Here is a 15817-nt window from a genome sequence, read left to right as displayed (position 1 = left end):
AGCATGTCTCGTTTTATTGGAAGACGTGCAAAAAATGATAGAAAGGATGATTTAAATGAAAGTGATTGGTTTTTATAGTGCGCGGTGTATGTGGCAATTGGCTTGTATCGTGGCGGGATGGCAGTATTATCCGCATGTCGTAGATGCCTTGTATCGTTTTTTAACGGACAACGGATTTCAACACGCTGACTTGAAAGCGTGGCTACTGTATCTGCCATCGCTCGTCGCTTGGCTATTACTAATGGCTATGGTGTTGCTTATGTTAGTGAAATCGTTTCGCGGCTTTTTACCAGCAGCGCTTCAAACAACGTCCGTTTTTAGCCGATTGTTTGCTAAGTGGGGGCTGATTATCGTGGTAGGAACCTTATGTTTGGGTCTACCAAGGACACAAGCGATGGACTGGACGCTAGTAGCTATCGCGATGGCTACCATCCATATGAGCTTCTGGTATATCTGGATGCAATCAGAGACCGTAAAAAAAGCAGGGTGTGCTTTTCAACATGGGATTCAAGGGATGAAAGATGCCTGGCGTAAGCAATATGGGAAAGAAAAAATGTAAGGTGGGCGATGTAACATGAAGGATTGGAAAAAATGTAGTATACAGACGCTAGCTTTTCTTATCTTAGCTACGCTAATGGTGCTAGGGGTTGTCTGCTACCGAGAGAATCAGGCGCTTTTTTATGGCTATTTAGTGGGACATGGATTTAAAGATACATCCTTTTTGGACGTACAGACTTTCGTGCTACCTATTGGTCTATTCATTCTGCTTGTGGTGTACGCTTTCTTTGTTTTTTGTTTTTATATCGGTAGAAAAACAAAGAAAGAACGTGTGGATGCTGTCGTTTGGCGCGCTTTAGCGCATGCAGGTGGCCTGTTAGCGGCGTGGGGATACAGTCAATGGGTCTTGTTCCAGGTAACGGAGGAAATACCAACGTATGGGATTCAATGGTTGACTCTGGTGCTTTATAGTCTCATGGCACTTCTGTTTCTAATGCTTGTTATTTACCGCAGAAAAGAGCTTCGTGAAGGATGGCAGGCATGTATACGGACACTGGCAAGCAGTCGGGAAAAGCAGAAGCGAGAAGAGGAAGTCCTAAGTGAAAATGTGCCACCGTTAGTCACATCAGATATGGAAGAAGCTATTCTTTTAGATAAACAGGAGGCGGCATCTAAGGTAGAGGATGTGGCGAGCGTAGTCGCAGTACCAGAGGAGTTTCTGGAAAAACACGTGCCAGGAAACTTGCAGGACTATATTCAAAATGAAGCGTGCCATTTTAATGGGAATGCCTTGATTCGGATGCATGAACCTCCATGGTTAGACGTAGAGGCGATCATTCAGCAGTCGTATCCAACCAAGCACAGCACCGCTTATTATCTAGGTGATCAGCCAGAGTCGTTGGATCATTTGCTTGTTCTCGCATCACAGCTACCAGATAAGCAAATAGATGTGTATATTCCATTTGCGTTAATAACGTTCTCTACGTACCAAAATGCGAGTTATTTATTAAGTTTTCTATCCAAAAATCAACCCCAAAACATTCGATTTATCTTTATTCAATCGATACCAGATTACAATACTTCTGTAGCGGTCGATACCAAGCGATTTGATCAGTTTTTACGGGAACATTTCACTTATCTTATAGAAGAGGAGAAAATTTCCCTTTTATAGCTGAAGATGAAAAGTCAGTCTATCAAAAAGACCATAAGAAAATTAAAAAATAAAGGAATGAGAGAAGATGATCCTGTCTCGAGAAAATAGAATCAAACTACTAGATTTACAAATAAATTGGAAGCAAGCGAATTTGGATGCTTGGGAGTGCATCGTTTCATTGACTCTGCTACTCATGGAGAAAGATAAAGTAGAGTTCCCAAATACCTTTAGGGAAGCGCTGTTGGAAGGTGAACAACAAATATCAAGACTACTGAATCACTTGGAAGAAATGAGAGCGTTAGTAACACGTTTTGAAAAAACAACGGGGGTAAGGGTACTAGATGAAGCTGATGACCTGACTTATTTGAAGAGCAGTGGTTACCTTGATGAATGTCTAATGGACATAAAAAGAGAGTTAGTGCGAGATCATTATCGATGTATGAAGGAAAAACGAATGGACACTATTGGTGAAGGGGAGGTGGTAAATATGGAAGCAGAGAGGAAAGCGAGCATGGAACAAGCTAACCGTCTAAGCAGAACAATCTATCTGTTGGACTTACAAAGTATGGCTATCCGAAATCCATGGAAGCGGAGAATACAACAAATTCAAATCAAAAAAATGCTAGATGTTGTGGCAAATCAGGCTTTGCATTATAGCGAGAAAAAGCAACGGATTGTAACCTTTTTAAAGGATGAACAAAGAGAACTAGATTATCTTTTACTCATGGATAAAAGTGTCGTTTTACTAGAGTATAGGCGGAAAGTGTTACGCCATTTTAGTTTTATTATTGGTACTTGCTAGGTGACACTTAGTGGTCGAAAGGAGGAAATTCTAATTAGGATGCGAGGAGGGCAAGGTCAAAGAAGCAATCAGAAGCGCAAGGTGGGGTTGTATGCTAATTAGCATCGCAATGGTTATTTTATTTCTATTACTCATTTTAGGAATTCCTTCCGAACTGCGTGGCAGAAAAGGAGCTCGAGTCTATTTAGCATGTATAGTACTGCTTTTGCTCGCGTTGGCAGTGATAGGTTTCATTCTCCAGTCTTAATGTTAGCGAAACAATAAGAAGACGGAATAGAGAGGAAGGTGGTGTATATGGGAGAGGCTTCCTGTTTAAGGCGAACGGTTTATCTACTAGATTTACAAAGTATGGCTGTTCGTAACCCCTTTAAACGGAAAATACAGCGCTATTATGTAAAGAAAATGCTACAAATTATTGAAACCCCTGGACTAGATGCCTATTTAAAGAAGCAGTTCATCTTGAATTTTTTGGAGATGCATCTTGCAGGGATGAACACGATGTTGACGAAAGGCAAGAAAACTTTTTTGTCGGGTTATGAACAAAAAGTGCTACATCGCTTTCGAGCGCTCATTGATGCTTGCTAGACATGACAGCAACATACGGCGGAGAGGAGGAGATTCCAATGTAGAGATGGCTAGACAAGGATAAGAAAGAGATCGAACGCATGCAATTGTCATGTGTTTTTTTGCGGTTACAAAGGAAAGGAGGTTTCTCATGAGTGGAGAAACACAGGTAAGATACACCAAGGCAGAACGGGATAAGAAACGAAAATTATTGCAGTTATACTTTGAATCGGAAGGGCTAGACAAGGAAGATGCCATGCATGAAATCATCGTCGAAAACTTAGAGAAGCACGGCGTCCAAGAGAGTCACAAACCACATTTAGAAAAGATTAAAGCCTTACAGGAGAAATTAAAACAAACGATGACAGACACAAAGAAACCGATTCAGGAAAAGCTGGATCCATCAAATAATGAAGGGGAGCGAAGGGAATGGACAAAGTAGTCGCATTGATTGTTGGCGGAATGCGTTTAGTACAAACAGCGGGCGGGGCCTATGCTGCGCTTAAACTGTCCTTGTACGGTATTGCTTACATGCGGAAGAATCAACAAAAAGTAGAAGAAGCAAAGGACGGCATGAAAAACGTCGTGATTGGTCTTTGCGTGGTCATCTTAGCGGAAGTCGGCGTACAGATTGTAAAGAATACGATAGGCGCATAAAAGGAGGAATGCATGGTGCTTCAGGTTTATTTTCAAGTAGATAAGAAATATCGGAAACTATTGCGATCCGTACTCGAAGTGGATCACGCGTATCCTTTTATCAGCTGTAACGAACGTCTGGAACAAGCCGATGCGATGGCACAAGCACAAGCCAAACAAATCAAACTGGAGTATGTGATACAAGACGGGGAAACCGTGCTTTTTCGGGATGCCGTGACACTAGGAGAAGGCTATACAATGAACATCCTTCTACTTGTCAATCAAACGCTACACGACGTGTTTACGGATGTGGCAGAAGCAGATAAAAAGCAACTACTCCAGCGATTAGAACAAGCTTTTCTTGCACCAATGGAAGCAGTAGAGCCCCATTTAGAACAAGAAGAGATAGAAAGACCGGCGCCAGTGGAAGTAGCAATAGAGGCGCCTACACCTTTGGAGGTTTCTAGGGAGGTAGCGGAAGATGTCGTTCCCCCACCACCAACGGAGGAACCAGAACCGTTGCTGGATAAGCCTGTCGAAGAAAAGCCGGTAAAGAAAGTGAAAAAGCAACGGTCAAAAAGACGGATACCGATACAGTGGCACAAGAAAAGCTATCGACTTGCTTTCTTGTGTCTTTTCGTCGTCATTGCTATTGGTATAGCAGCTTTCAGTTTGTGGCCACAACAACAAGAGAATGCGCAAGCAGAAGGACCATCGAAGCCAGACCTAGCACAATTGATTGCGAAAGAAGATTTAGCCGGTGTGGACAAATGGTACCCAAAACGCTGGGGTGATGTGATACAGGCTTTTGTAGAAGATGCGAATGTTGCTGGACTAAAAGGCGTCTTGGCATACGCGCCAAGCGTTGGATTGCGTGTGGCTATTAGCTTCTTTGAAAAGGATTATATCGCCGTTATTCAAGCCTACGAGCAGGATAAGGACGCTATCTATACAAAAACCGAGTACGCCTTTATTGGCTTCGCCTACTTAACCCAAGGCAAGTTGGATCAAGCAGAGATGCTAAATCTATATGCGGATGATGCGGATCTAAAGGCATACATTGTTGATTATCAAGGAACTAAAACAACGCTAGCTGAAACGAATCAGTTATTAAAAAGAGCAGATTTATCTGCTGCCATGAAACGAGCGCTGCAAGAGAAAAAGCAGGCGCTGGAAGCTCACTTAAATAACTACAAACAAGGAAAGGTTGAGGTGGAGACCAATGGAAAAAGAAAAGAAGCCATTTAAGAAGAAGTATATACCCTATGCAGTTGTAGCATCCATTGCAATATTATTAGCTGCTGGAGGGATTTATGCTTCCGTAGGAAATCAGGAAGATGCAAAGAAAGTGGAGCCAAAGCAAGTGGTGGTGCAAGATGGGGAAAAAGCGACGAAGCCAAAAGGACCAACGAAGGCAGCGGATCCTAAAAAGCCGGCAACGATTGGTTCTATTTTTGCACGTGTAGAAGAAAAAACAACGGGTCATCTAGCAATGGATGTCCCAGCGGTAGCGAATTCCCCCGTAGCGGACACGTGGAAACAATTAGCGCTTGTCCCAGAAGAAAAATCTGTACCAGTACCAACAATAAAAGAAACCCCACATTCGACGCTTGTGACACCGACAGTCAACATACCAAGTCAACCAGAAGCGCCTATCGTGTTACCGGAAAAACCAGTGACGCCTGAAGAGCCAGTAACGCCGGTAGTACCTACTATTCCGGAGGAGCCAGATGTTCCAGCGTTACCTGAAGAACCGGTCTTACCTGAAAAACCAGTGGATCCGCCAGTGATTCCGGACCCGCCAATTGTTGTGAACCAGCAACCAATGATAGAAGCACAAGATCGCACCTTACATGTTGGCGAGAACTTTGAGCCTTTCGTGGGTGTGACGGCAACAGATCCAGAAGACGGGGATCTAACAAGCCGAATGACGGTGGTATTTAGTGATGTAGATACAACAAAAGAAGGCATCTACCATGTGACGTATGAAGTCGTGGATAGCCAACAAGGCAAAGGGCAGAAAACGATTACGATAACGATCATCAATGATGCACCAGAAATTCAGGTAGAAGATCAAACGATTACGGTTGGGGATGTTTTTGATCCACTAATGGGTGTGACAGCCAGCGATACGGAAGATGGAGATGTCACAGATAAAGTAGAAGTCATGAAAAACGATGTGGACCCAGAGATACCTGGCGTGTATGAAGTAAGTTATCGTGTTATCGATAGCCATGGGAAATCGAGTGGTTGGATTACCATTCATGTAACCGTGCAAGAAGCTGTCAATGAGGCTCCTGTGATCACAGCGCAGAATCGCACCGTTACTATTGGAGAAACACCGGATTGGCTACAAGATGTGACGGCTTTGGATGTGGAAGATGGCGATATAACAGCACAATTGGCTGTGGATGCATCTGCTGTAGATATGACAACAGAAGGTGTCTATCTCGTGACATACACCGTTAGTGATAGTCAAGGGAACCAAGCGCAAATAACTGTTGAAATAACAGTTATAGCGGCTTCAGAAGGTGTAGAACACCAATAAAAGGATTGAGGGGGAAGAAATATGGCCATTATGGAAACCGTATCAAGAACGATAACTGTTACGCCAATAAGTAGAGAGACGTGTTTCTCGTTGACACAAAATGATGCGAAAGGACACTCGTATCAATTACGAACCGCAGATCGATTTCAGGAATTAAACTCGCTTTATCAGCTCAAAGTGGCATCTGCGTTAGAACAAGAAGAAGCATCTTATGAAGAACTCAATCAAGGGTTGAATAGGATTTTTCGTCGGCCGACGCTTCGAAGATTACAGGAGAGTATGGAAAGAAATCAAGAGCGTCTGGAGTATATAGAATATAGACTTAGTGAACCGCTGCCAGATATTGATTATCGCTTCGCGCCTAGAGAACAAGCATTATATGATGCGGATACAATCATCCGGTTGACGGATTATTCTTTGGAACGCTCTTTTTCAGAAGTGGAAACAAGCATTCAGCAAGATGATATCGTTCAAAGCGGGAACAAGATAAGGCAGTTGGAAATCAATATTTTAAACACGTCGAGTGGAGGTAAAAGCTTCCGGTATGGGGCGGAAATGATGCAGGAATCATTAGGATATCTTGCAGATGAAATAGGTAGTGACAACCCAGAACTACGAGAAAAAAATTATCAACTCTGTGAGGAAATGTCGATGGCGTATGCGAAAAGTAAATATCAAAATAATACACAGATGTTTTCTGATTTAGGTTGGAAAGAGTCTCGAAGCATGACAACCATTGAACAACAATTTCAAGCAATGAATCCGGGTTTAGAAAACCCGTATATGATTATGCGAGAAGCAAAGTTTATTGGGCTTGAACGTGTTGAGAAAGAGCAGGAGCATTTTAAGCAATTGATTGATTCTGGAAAGGAATTAACAAATGGGCAATCAATTGTTTTTAACGAACCATTCCGAATCGATTATAGCAAAGAGAAACATCTGCTAAACCCGTATACGATTGGCGTTTCTATTGTTCGGCCAAGCGCTAAAGAGAATGAAGCATCGCGCGCACCCAGTGCTTCGAAAGACATGGGATTGGAACGAGCATAGGTAAATTGGAAAAGGCATATGTTAGCGCATATGCTTTTTTCCTACGCCTTAAGAGAGGAGTAAGCGTATGTATGAGTATGTTGTGATTACGAAGATTGAAGAACCAGAGATTCATATCGAGCACGTGGATGGTCGCACATTTATCATCGACGTTTCAGCGAAAGAGCTACGACCAATGGCTTGGGAAACGTTGCATCTATTTATTGAAATAGGAGCGTATCTGCCATTTGATCCAGAAAAGAAGGAACTGGTTTTGTTTGCGAAGGAGGGGGCTTTTATTGACTAAAGAAACGAATAAAGAACAGACGGACCGATTAATCACAAAATTAGACGCACAGATTGATGGCTACCTAGCAGATCCCCAAGCGATGAAAGAATATTTAGCATTTATGGCGCAGTTCCCGCAATATAGTTACGGGAATGCTGCGCTCATTCAAGCGCAATTTAAAGGCGCGCAGGCGGTGGGTACGTTTAAGTTTTTTCAAAAGTTGGGTTTCCCTATCCGACGTGGAGAAAATGCTGTCATACGCATTTTACAGCCGATTACAGCCGATATCTTTCGTGATGCTAAGGGAAACTGGCAATTTGTAAAAGATGCAACACCGCAGGAAAAAGCGGCGATTAAAAAGGGAGAGCTGGCAACGGATAAACGCCCGATGGGTTTTCGTCCGCTGCCTATTTTTGATATTTCCCAGACCACGGCACGTGCCGATGATTTACCTGCTATTTTTCCTAATAAGTGGTTGGATGGTTCGCATCCCCTGACATCGATTGTCGAGCAAGGCGTTCGACATGTGATGGACGCGCGAGGGGTCGGCTTTTCAAGAGAGGCATGGAAGCAAAGTTACGGCGTCGTCAAAGGAAAATACTTTATAAAGGAACGAGCGATCTTGCTCAATCCACGAAATTCCGATATTCAAAATTGCAAAACGCTCATTCACGAAGTGGGGCATGCTATTTTGCATGAAAAAACGACGCTTAGTGCACCCGAAAAAGAATTTCAAGCGGAACTAACCGCGTATAGCGTTTGTAGCGTTTACGGGATTGATACAAGCGAATATTCCTTGGCGTATCTCAAACATTGGACGAGCGATTTAAAGATGCGAGACCATCTACTCCGTGGCGTGCAGCAAACGGTAAAAGAAATCACAACATCGATTAATCAAGTGATTGAACAGGAAAAGGAGAAGTGGTTAGGGATGAATCGAGACACAGTAATACAGGAGTACCAAAGGAAAATAGAAGGGCTGCAAGCTGGGAAATATGATGTGGCCACACCGTTACTTACCCAATACGATCATTTGCATACGCCCTATGACTCCTTAGATTTGCGATTAGACGCGATGGCCAAAATGTCGCAGCAAACAGAAAGCCTTGTGCCAAAAGAGCGGTTGGAACACATAACGAGGCAATTGGGGGAACAACTATCCTCCCAAGACGCAGAAGCACAAGCTTCCTTTTTACGAAATGAAAATAGACAGCTACAGCTCAAAGAAGAGACCCCTGTGGTGATCCAATCGGTTCGAAAAAAACAAGCGAATCAAAAGGATCATTCCTATGAGATGGAGCGGTAAGGAGAGCATCCATGTATAAAGAGTATAAGCAGTGGAAAACATTCTTTGCTTCCCCTTATTTTTTAATTGCCTATGGCGTCTGTATTTTTGTTGCCTGTACGCTAGCTTTAAATACCGTCCTATCTTTTATAAGCCAGTTGCTTGCAGGGAAAGGCGCATTTACGGGTGGGTTTTCGGGGTTTGTTCAGGGTTATTTTTCAGGAAACGGAACAGCGATGCCGTTTCCATCCTTCGATAAAAGGTGGTTGTTTACGTTTCATTTCTATGGTGTGTACCGCCTCATCTATGTGTTGATGTATCTTATTTTGAGCGTTATTGTGGGAAAAAGCATCTACCATAAACGTATGGCTTTTCGCGATATTTTGCTCGGGATTAAAGGTACGTCCAGATGGACCACATTGGAAGAAATCCAAGCACAATACAAACGGGTTCCGACAAATCATGAGGTATACGAAGGCATAGCTGGTATTCCAATTTTGCACCATGATGGTTTTGTGTATATGGATGTCAATAAAACGAATACGTTTGTGGATGCCTCGACACAATCTGGTAAAACAGAGATGTTCACCTATCCGTTTTTGGAGCACATCATGCGGGCGAGTATTCAAGACTCGGCCATCATTTTGGACATCAAAGGAAACATACTGAAGAACACGAAAGCTGAATTCGAAAAATTCGGCTTTGACGTGTTTGTGTTGAATCTACTGGATCCTCACTTGAGTATTGGCTATAATCCGCTTGAGTTAGTCAAACAGGCGTATTTCAGAGGAGATATCGCCAAAGCTCAAACCTTGGTTCAGACGCTTTCGTTCTCTTTCTACGACAATCCGGAAGCCAAGGACCCTATGTGGCAGAAAGCGAGTATTGCGTTGCTAAATGCGTTAGTACTGGCGGTCTGTGAGATATGTTATCAAAACAATACACCGGAGAAAGTGACGCTGTTCACCGTTGGCATGTTTTTTATGGAATTAGCAACCAACCCAGACGAGGATGGTATTACAGATTTAGATCGTTATTTTCAAGGTTTACCACCCATGAATGCAGCAAGACGCCAATTCATGACGATCGAATTTTCAAAAGGTGTGACGCGTTCTGGTATTTACACAGGAACGGTTGCCGAGCTGAATAAGTACATGTCCGATGAGATTGCGAAACTAACAGCCAAGAATGACTTTGATTTCACCCAATTAACGGAAGGAGAGCGCCCTGTGGCGCTCTTTGTCATTATTAAAGACTGGGACGATTCGTTGAATGATTTAGTCTCTACCTTTTTATCGCAATCCAGTGCCGTGTTATCTGAACTGGCAGTACGTTCGAAAAATAGTACGCTAAAACGCCGTGTACAGAATGTGTACGAAGAAGTGGGAAATGTACCTGAAATCAAAAATCTTGCCCGCTACATGGCCGTTGGGCTGGAACGGGGATTGATTTACCATCTTATCTTTCAAAGTTTGGCCAAATTCCAACAAGTCTACGGAGAAACCAATGCAGACGATATGTTAGGTAGTTGCGGGAACCAGATTTACATCATGTCGGATGATTTCGACGATGCGGAACACTTCAGCGAAAAACTCGGGGAAGCTGGTGTTATCTCTCCAAATCGAAACGGAGATCCCATGAGTGAAGATAAGAGCTATGGCGAGCAAGAAGAAGAGCGATTACTGATGAAACCATCCGAATTACGCTTATTACGGATGGGAGAATGGGTGGTCATTCGCACCAAGATGCGGAAAGATTTAAAAGGAAAACGTGTGCGGCCCTTTCCGATTCGTGCCGATTTGGATGAAGGAACAGCGATGTTACATCGACATGAATATTTAATGGATTATTTCGACCATCCTTGCACGTTTGATGAGTTAGGAATTGAAGGAACTACACAGGGGATAACCTTAGAGTCGTTGATGATCCCCATTGCGATAGAACAGGCGGAACCGGAACCAGAGGATATTGCGTTATCCGAGGTAGGCCCACCGGAATCGTTACAACCAAATGCTACAGAAAGGAGCGGGATAGACATGGCGCAAGTAGAAGAAGTCTTTCATGAGGAAACGCCAATTCTCGACTTCTTAACGGAAGATCAGTATCGGTTTATCTCATCGATGGTGTTGGACCATACCGATGAAAGCACCACCGCTTACTTCCAAAGCTTAGATACGTTAGAAGAAGTAAAGGTATTTTTACAAGCACCAGAGCGACTAGAAATCTATGAACAAGTGGATTATCTGTTGCTGAAGGAAGGTGCTTAGGTGAGAACGCCATTAACTGATGAACAAATCATTGACATCTTGCTACGATTTTCAGATGTGCTAGGGCTTACCAGTTGGTGGTCAGCCATTTTTCGTGCCAGCATGTGGGCAGTAAATAAAGGGCTGGCTGTTGTCGTTGAAGCATTAAATACAGGTCTAGATCAAGCATTTAAGCTATTTCGCTTTTTTGAAAGTGATGGCATTGAGAATTTTCTAACGCTTTATATGCCGATCTTTTTTGCCCTGGCGGGTGCCGCTATTGTGTACATGGGCTTCCAAATCATGCGCAATAACGGGGAACCGTCCAAGATGGTGTCTGCGTTACTCATTGGTATCACGCTCTTTGTTGTGCTACCTTGGGGCATGACGCAAATGAAAGAGTTAGTCATCGCAGGAAAAGGGATATTGCCTACCAGTCAAAATCAATCGATTAGTATTATCCAATCGAATATCACAGATGTGTACCAAATAGACAAGGAAGGATGGATATCCGTCAGTCCTACCAAAATGAACGACATTTCGGGAATGCAGGATATTAAAATGCTGGATATCACCGAAAGCGTGGATATGGGGAGCTTTTTCTTTGATGATTCCCCTTTAAGTGACGATGGGAAGCAAATCTTAGCTAAAAAACTGACGAAGATTGGCAATAAATATGAGCTGGTGAAACCTAGTTCTCATTTTTTCACGGAGGATCAGACCTATTATCGCTATTCCTGGCATCCGTTTTTGATGCTGTTTGGCCTTTTAGGGAAAGCGCTGGTTGTGTTTTTTACCATCATGAAAGTGATTCAGCTCATGGTGGAACTCGGTGTCCTGAAGATATTCACGACAGCAACGGCGATGACAGATATTGATGGGCAGCGAAATAAAAAGCTTATCATGAAAATCAGAAATACCTTCTTAGTCCTGTACATCGCGATAGCGCTGCTTTTTATCTATGATTTAGCCATAGCGTTCATCAATACATCCGAAGTAAATGCCGTGATGAAGGCAGTTGCTATTCTTGTTGTTTCGATTTATTTCATGGATGGACCGAACTTTATCGAGGAGTTATTAGGTATTGATGCTGGCTTGAAGAGTATGTCTCAATCCGTTATTGCAGCAACAATGGGTGCACGCGGAGCCGTCGATGCAACCAAAGGTGCGGCAAATATGGCGAAGAAAGGCGCATCTACAGCCTTCAATATGACCAGAAAAGGAGCTGGAGGCTTGTTCAAAACAGGGGCAGCAGGAAAAGGTGCATTGGATGGTTTTATGGAACGACAACGTGCGAAGAAAGCGTCCGAGGGGGCTGGTTCACCTGGTGGAAGTGGAGCAGGAGGAGTTCCAGGGCCAACATCGCCGACGGATGCTAACGCGCAGGGATCATCGGGAGCCGCTGGTAGTGAAAGTCCTTCAGGAGCAGGCGCTAATGGCTCGCCTCCGTCTACGACTAGTGGTGCATCTGGTGGTGGCGCAACGGGTGCAGGCATTACGCCAAGACCTGGCAGTACTTCCACTGGATCCGGAAGTAAGCCAACAGGAGCGGCAACACGGAAGCAAACGCAGAATGTACAAGCCAAGCCTCCAGTGAATCCTGCGAAGCAACAACAGAAGCAAGCTGCGCAACAATTAGCAGAGAAGCAGAAACCTGGAGCACCAAAACCTGGCGGCCAAGCAGCAGCTAAACTTAACGGTCAAAAACCGCAGGATGTCACACCAACCTTTAACGAAGCCTCGTTGCCAAAAGCGGCAACAAGTGCGAAAGCAGCCATGGAGGCATCGCCTGCTTTCACTGGACGGAAACCTGATAAGGAGTCTGTCGGAGAGAAAATGGTTGGGGCCTATGCCAATACAACACAAAAAATGTATGATTCGAAGCCAATGCAAGAGGCGCGAAAGGTCTATGATGTATCCAAAAATACGACAAGAGGGAAGGAGAAATAAGGATGAGCGAAGTACAAGGACGTAAAGTATTACGTGTGCCAACAGAAATTGATGTCGATAACAAATGGGAAAAACTCACGGTAAAGGATGGCTTCACCATCATTATTTCGATTGCTGTTGGCTTTGTGCTTAGTTTTCTTTTTCCTAGTATGATCCGAATTGTTGTTGTCATTTTATTTGGGGCAGGCACCTGGTTGGCTGTCTACCCCAATGGTGAAGTACATGGAAAGAAAAACTACCAAGTAATGCTGACGATACTTCGAAAAAAACGCGTGGTATGGCAAAAAGAAGATAGAGACGAAATCGCAGAAAGGAGGGAACAGGAACATGAAATTTGATGCCATTGAGGCCAAGGAGTCACAGAAAGCTCCGCCCAAAAGGAATCGCGCGCTGCGTAAACGTTATAACAAAATAAGTGACAAGATGGTTGTGAAGGGATTGACGCCAGAAGGCTATCCCAAAGTGGAATACGGCGGACAGACGGCCGTCTTTGATATTGTTCGTGTTCGGAAATTTGACATATGGATGCTAGACGACAATGAATTTGCCAACATTACGGATAGCTATTGGTACTATATGAAAGAGTATCCGTATCCGGTAAAAGAAGTCTTTATGAATTTTCCGGAGGATAATAAAGAGCAACAAGAATATTACATTCACAAAATTAAAAACAGTACCAACGCTGTACAAACCAAATTACTCCATATAGAGCTGGAAAAGCTACGGGCCATTGAGTCCGATTACCGAAAGCGAGACACGTACTATTTTTTGTTTGCACCCAACAAGCAGGAGCTGGATAAACGCATTCAAATGCTACAGGATAAATACAAAACCCTCCTAGACATCCAACGTCAGTCCTTGGATATGAAAACACGTATCCTAGCAACGATGGTCAATGGCGATGCGCCACAGCGAAGTGTGGAAAGTGAAATTGATTTCCTAGAAATGATTCAGCCGCAAGGAAACATCAGTTTTAAAGACGAGTTTTATATACGCAAAGGAAATGAATATCAGACGTGTTTACATGTGTACGGCTACCCCAATTTATACCTGGGCTTTTGGATGGATAGTCTCACGAATCACGAAAATACGATTGCTACGATTGACTACATGACGGATGCAGAAAAAGATTTTAAAGAAATACTGAAGAAGACGACAACGGAATATCGTTCTCGGCGAGACAATGCAACCAACCAAACGACCTATGACATCAATGACGAAGAATTCGAAGCCTCACGAGATCTCGCCTTGAAAGTGAACGGCAGCGGTGAGGCCATTAAATTGTGCCACACGCGTATTTTTATTTCCGCTACGACGAGCCACGAACTGGAAAAACAGGTAGAGGAGATACGCAAGGCGATCCGTTCGGAAGGTTTTGATAGTATGGTCTTTCTTGATGAAAACGAAGAGGAATGGCAGTCCATGTTTATGGGATATGATATGCAAGAAAAACTGCCATCATTTCATAAAGGAAATGAAATACCAGCAGAAGCAATGGGCCTAGGGTTTGCACATAATCAAACATCACTGAAAGACCCAACGGCTGCCTACTGGGGCTATACAAGGACATACGGTACCGTTTACTGGGACTTATTCCACAAGTCAGAGCTTCGCTTGTATTATAACGTTTTTGTCTGTGGCGATATGGGATCAGGCAAATCAACCGCACTTAAAAAGATGCTGGCAGACAACGGAATGAAAGGAAATTATATTCGCGGTTTTGACAAAGCTGGAGAATTTGTTGGTGTTGTTGCGGATCAGGGCGGCCAAACGATTCAACTTAACGGAGAATCTGGCATTTTGAATTTGTTCCAGGTTTATCCGAACGCAACCAAGCAATTACCAGATAAAACGATCGTCATTGATGAAGAAGCATCGTTTGCGCAACACGTAAAAAAATTGAAAATGACGTACCAGTTGAAACAAAAAGATGCAACAGAGAGCGAACTAGATATTGTATCAGAAATGGTGTATCACTTCTACCGCGCGCAAGGACTTTGGGGTGGTGGACAACTCACTATCACGCAGTATGCAGAAGAAAAGTATCCCATCTTAGAGCAATGGGTGGACTTCCTGAAGGCGGCAGCAGAGGGAGAAGAAGAGGACGATCTTCGCGTTATCAAACGAAAATTGCATCGCTCTTTTGAATCCATGCTGCGGACATATGGGAATATCTTTAATGGGCATTCTACCATCAAGGACTTTACCAATAAAAAAATTGTTTTCTATGCTACAGGCGGTTTAGAGAGCTTAGACGAGTATGTTTTCGACATCCAAATATATAATGCGACCACTCAAATTTGGGCGACGATGACACAGGTTGGCCGAGAGGAAATGAATGCGTTCTACACGGGCAAGAAACATTGGTTTGATCTCACTCGTTTCTTAGTCTTAATGGACGAGTGTCACAACTACTTGAATATAGAGAAGGCATTTACAGCGAAGTTTTTTGTGACGATGCTATCGGAAGCGCGTAAATTTTTGGCTGGTGTCGTTTTTGCGACCCAACGTTTAGAGCGGATGTTTCCGAAAGCAGACAACGTACAGTCGGAAGAAATGGTGCTTGCAGCCAATCAATTATCTCAAATTGTGGGGCTATGCCAATACAAGATGATATTTCGGCAAGATATATCATCGATGGACTTATTGCGACGTGTCTTCCAAGATCAGCTAACGCAAAGTGAGTATGCAGCCATTCCTACGTTTAAAGGAAAAGGAGACTGTATTTTGTCAATCGCTGGGGATCAGAACTTAAATATGCATATTCAAATAACGGATGAAGAGGAAGCTCTGTTTGCAGGTGGCGTATAAACAAGG

Annotated in this window: 15 protein-coding genes; all 15 read left to right on the top strand. The window is 43.5% G+C overall.

The genetic code is table 11. The annotated features are described in order from the left end of the window. Positions 1-61 precede the first annotated feature (61 nt). The 15 genes from EP58_RS07540 to EP58_RS07470 all read left to right on the top strand — a co-directional run bounded on the left by EP58_RS07540 (position 62) and on the right by EP58_RS07470 (position 15811). Positions 62-559, top strand: a complete 498-nt coding sequence (locus EP58_RS07540; RefSeq protein WP_149028267.1) for a hypothetical protein — start codon at positions 62-64, stop codon at positions 557-559. Positions 560-574: 15 nt separating this feature from the next. Further along, entirely contained in the window at positions 575-1669 is a 1095-nt protein-coding gene (locus EP58_RS07535; protein ID WP_036091992.1) for a hypothetical protein, read from the top strand. Between the two features lie 133 nt (positions 1670-1802). Next, positions 1803-2453 carry a hypothetical protein gene (locus EP58_RS07530; protein WP_149028266.1) on the top strand — a complete coding sequence of 217 codons (651 nt, stop codon included), beginning with the start codon at positions 1803-1805 and terminating at the stop codon, positions 2451-2453. Positions 2454-2741: 288 nt separating this feature from the next. After that, positions 2742-3038, top strand: a complete 297-nt coding sequence (locus EP58_RS07525) for a hypothetical protein (protein ID WP_149028265.1) — start codon at positions 2742-2744, stop codon at positions 3036-3038. A 130-nt stretch (positions 3039-3168) separates the two neighbouring features. After that, complete coding sequence (locus EP58_RS07520; protein WP_036091985.1) at positions 3169-3459, top strand: hypothetical protein; 291 nt, start codon at positions 3169-3171, stop codon at positions 3457-3459. Then, on the top strand, positions 3447-3674 hold the full coding sequence (locus EP58_RS07515; protein WP_036091982.1) for a hypothetical protein: 228 nt from the start codon (positions 3447-3449) through the stop codon (positions 3672-3674). Before EP58_RS07520 ends, EP58_RS07515 begins: the two co-directional genes overlap by 13 nt. 12 nt (positions 3675-3686) lie before the next feature. Next, a complete protein-coding gene (locus EP58_RS07510; RefSeq protein ID WP_036091978.1) occupies positions 3687-4901 on the top strand; it encodes a hypothetical protein in 1215 nt (404 codons plus the stop codon). Beyond that, the gene (locus tag EP58_RS07505; RefSeq protein ID WP_036091975.1) at positions 4876-6201 is read left to right on the top strand and encodes an immunoglobulin-like domain-containing protein; all 1326 of its coding nucleotides are present in this window, start codon (positions 4876-4878) and stop codon (positions 6199-6201) included. Before EP58_RS07510 ends, EP58_RS07505 begins: the two co-directional genes overlap by 26 nt. Before the next feature lie 21 nt (positions 6202-6222). Next, complete coding sequence (locus EP58_RS07500; protein ID WP_036091972.1) at positions 6223-7251, top strand: hypothetical protein; 1029 nt, start codon at positions 6223-6225, stop codon at positions 7249-7251. Between the two features lie 67 nt (positions 7252-7318). Next, positions 7319-7537, top strand: a complete 219-nt coding sequence (locus EP58_RS07495; RefSeq protein ID WP_036091968.1) for a hypothetical protein — start codon at positions 7319-7321, stop codon at positions 7535-7537. Next, entirely contained in the window at positions 7530-8825 is a 1296-nt protein-coding gene (locus tag EP58_RS07490; protein WP_052171397.1) for an ArdC-like ssDNA-binding domain-containing protein, read from the top strand. Before EP58_RS07495 ends, EP58_RS07490 begins: the two co-directional genes overlap by 8 nt. An 11-nt stretch (positions 8826-8836) precedes the next feature. Then, a complete protein-coding gene (locus EP58_RS07485) occupies positions 8837-11071 on the top strand; it encodes a VirD4-like conjugal transfer protein, CD1115 family (protein ID WP_036091965.1) in 2235 nt (744 codons plus the stop codon). Then, a complete protein-coding gene (locus EP58_RS07480; RefSeq protein ID WP_036091962.1) occupies positions 11072-13000 on the top strand; it encodes a pLS20_p028 family conjugation system transmembrane protein in 1929 nt (642 codons plus the stop codon). 2 nt (positions 13001-13002) lie between these two features. Next, the gene (locus tag EP58_RS07475; RefSeq protein WP_036091959.1) at positions 13003-13338 is read left to right on the top strand and encodes a hypothetical protein; all 336 of its coding nucleotides are present in this window, start codon (positions 13003-13005) and stop codon (positions 13336-13338) included. Beyond that, a complete protein-coding gene (locus tag EP58_RS07470; RefSeq protein ID WP_052171396.1) occupies positions 13328-15811 on the top strand; it encodes a VirB4 family type IV secretion system protein in 2484 nt (827 codons plus the stop codon). The genes EP58_RS07475 and EP58_RS07470 overlap by 11 nt, the downstream gene beginning before the upstream one ends. Positions 15812-15817: the final 6 nt, after the last annotated feature.

Source organism: Paenilisteria newyorkensis, from assembly GCF_000766145.1.
Classification (GTDB): Bacteria; Bacillota; Bacilli; order Lactobacillales; family Listeriaceae; genus Listeria_A; species Listeria_A newyorkensis.
Note: the sequence above shows the minus strand (reverse complement) of the source record. Positions and strands in the feature narration are given on the sequence as shown.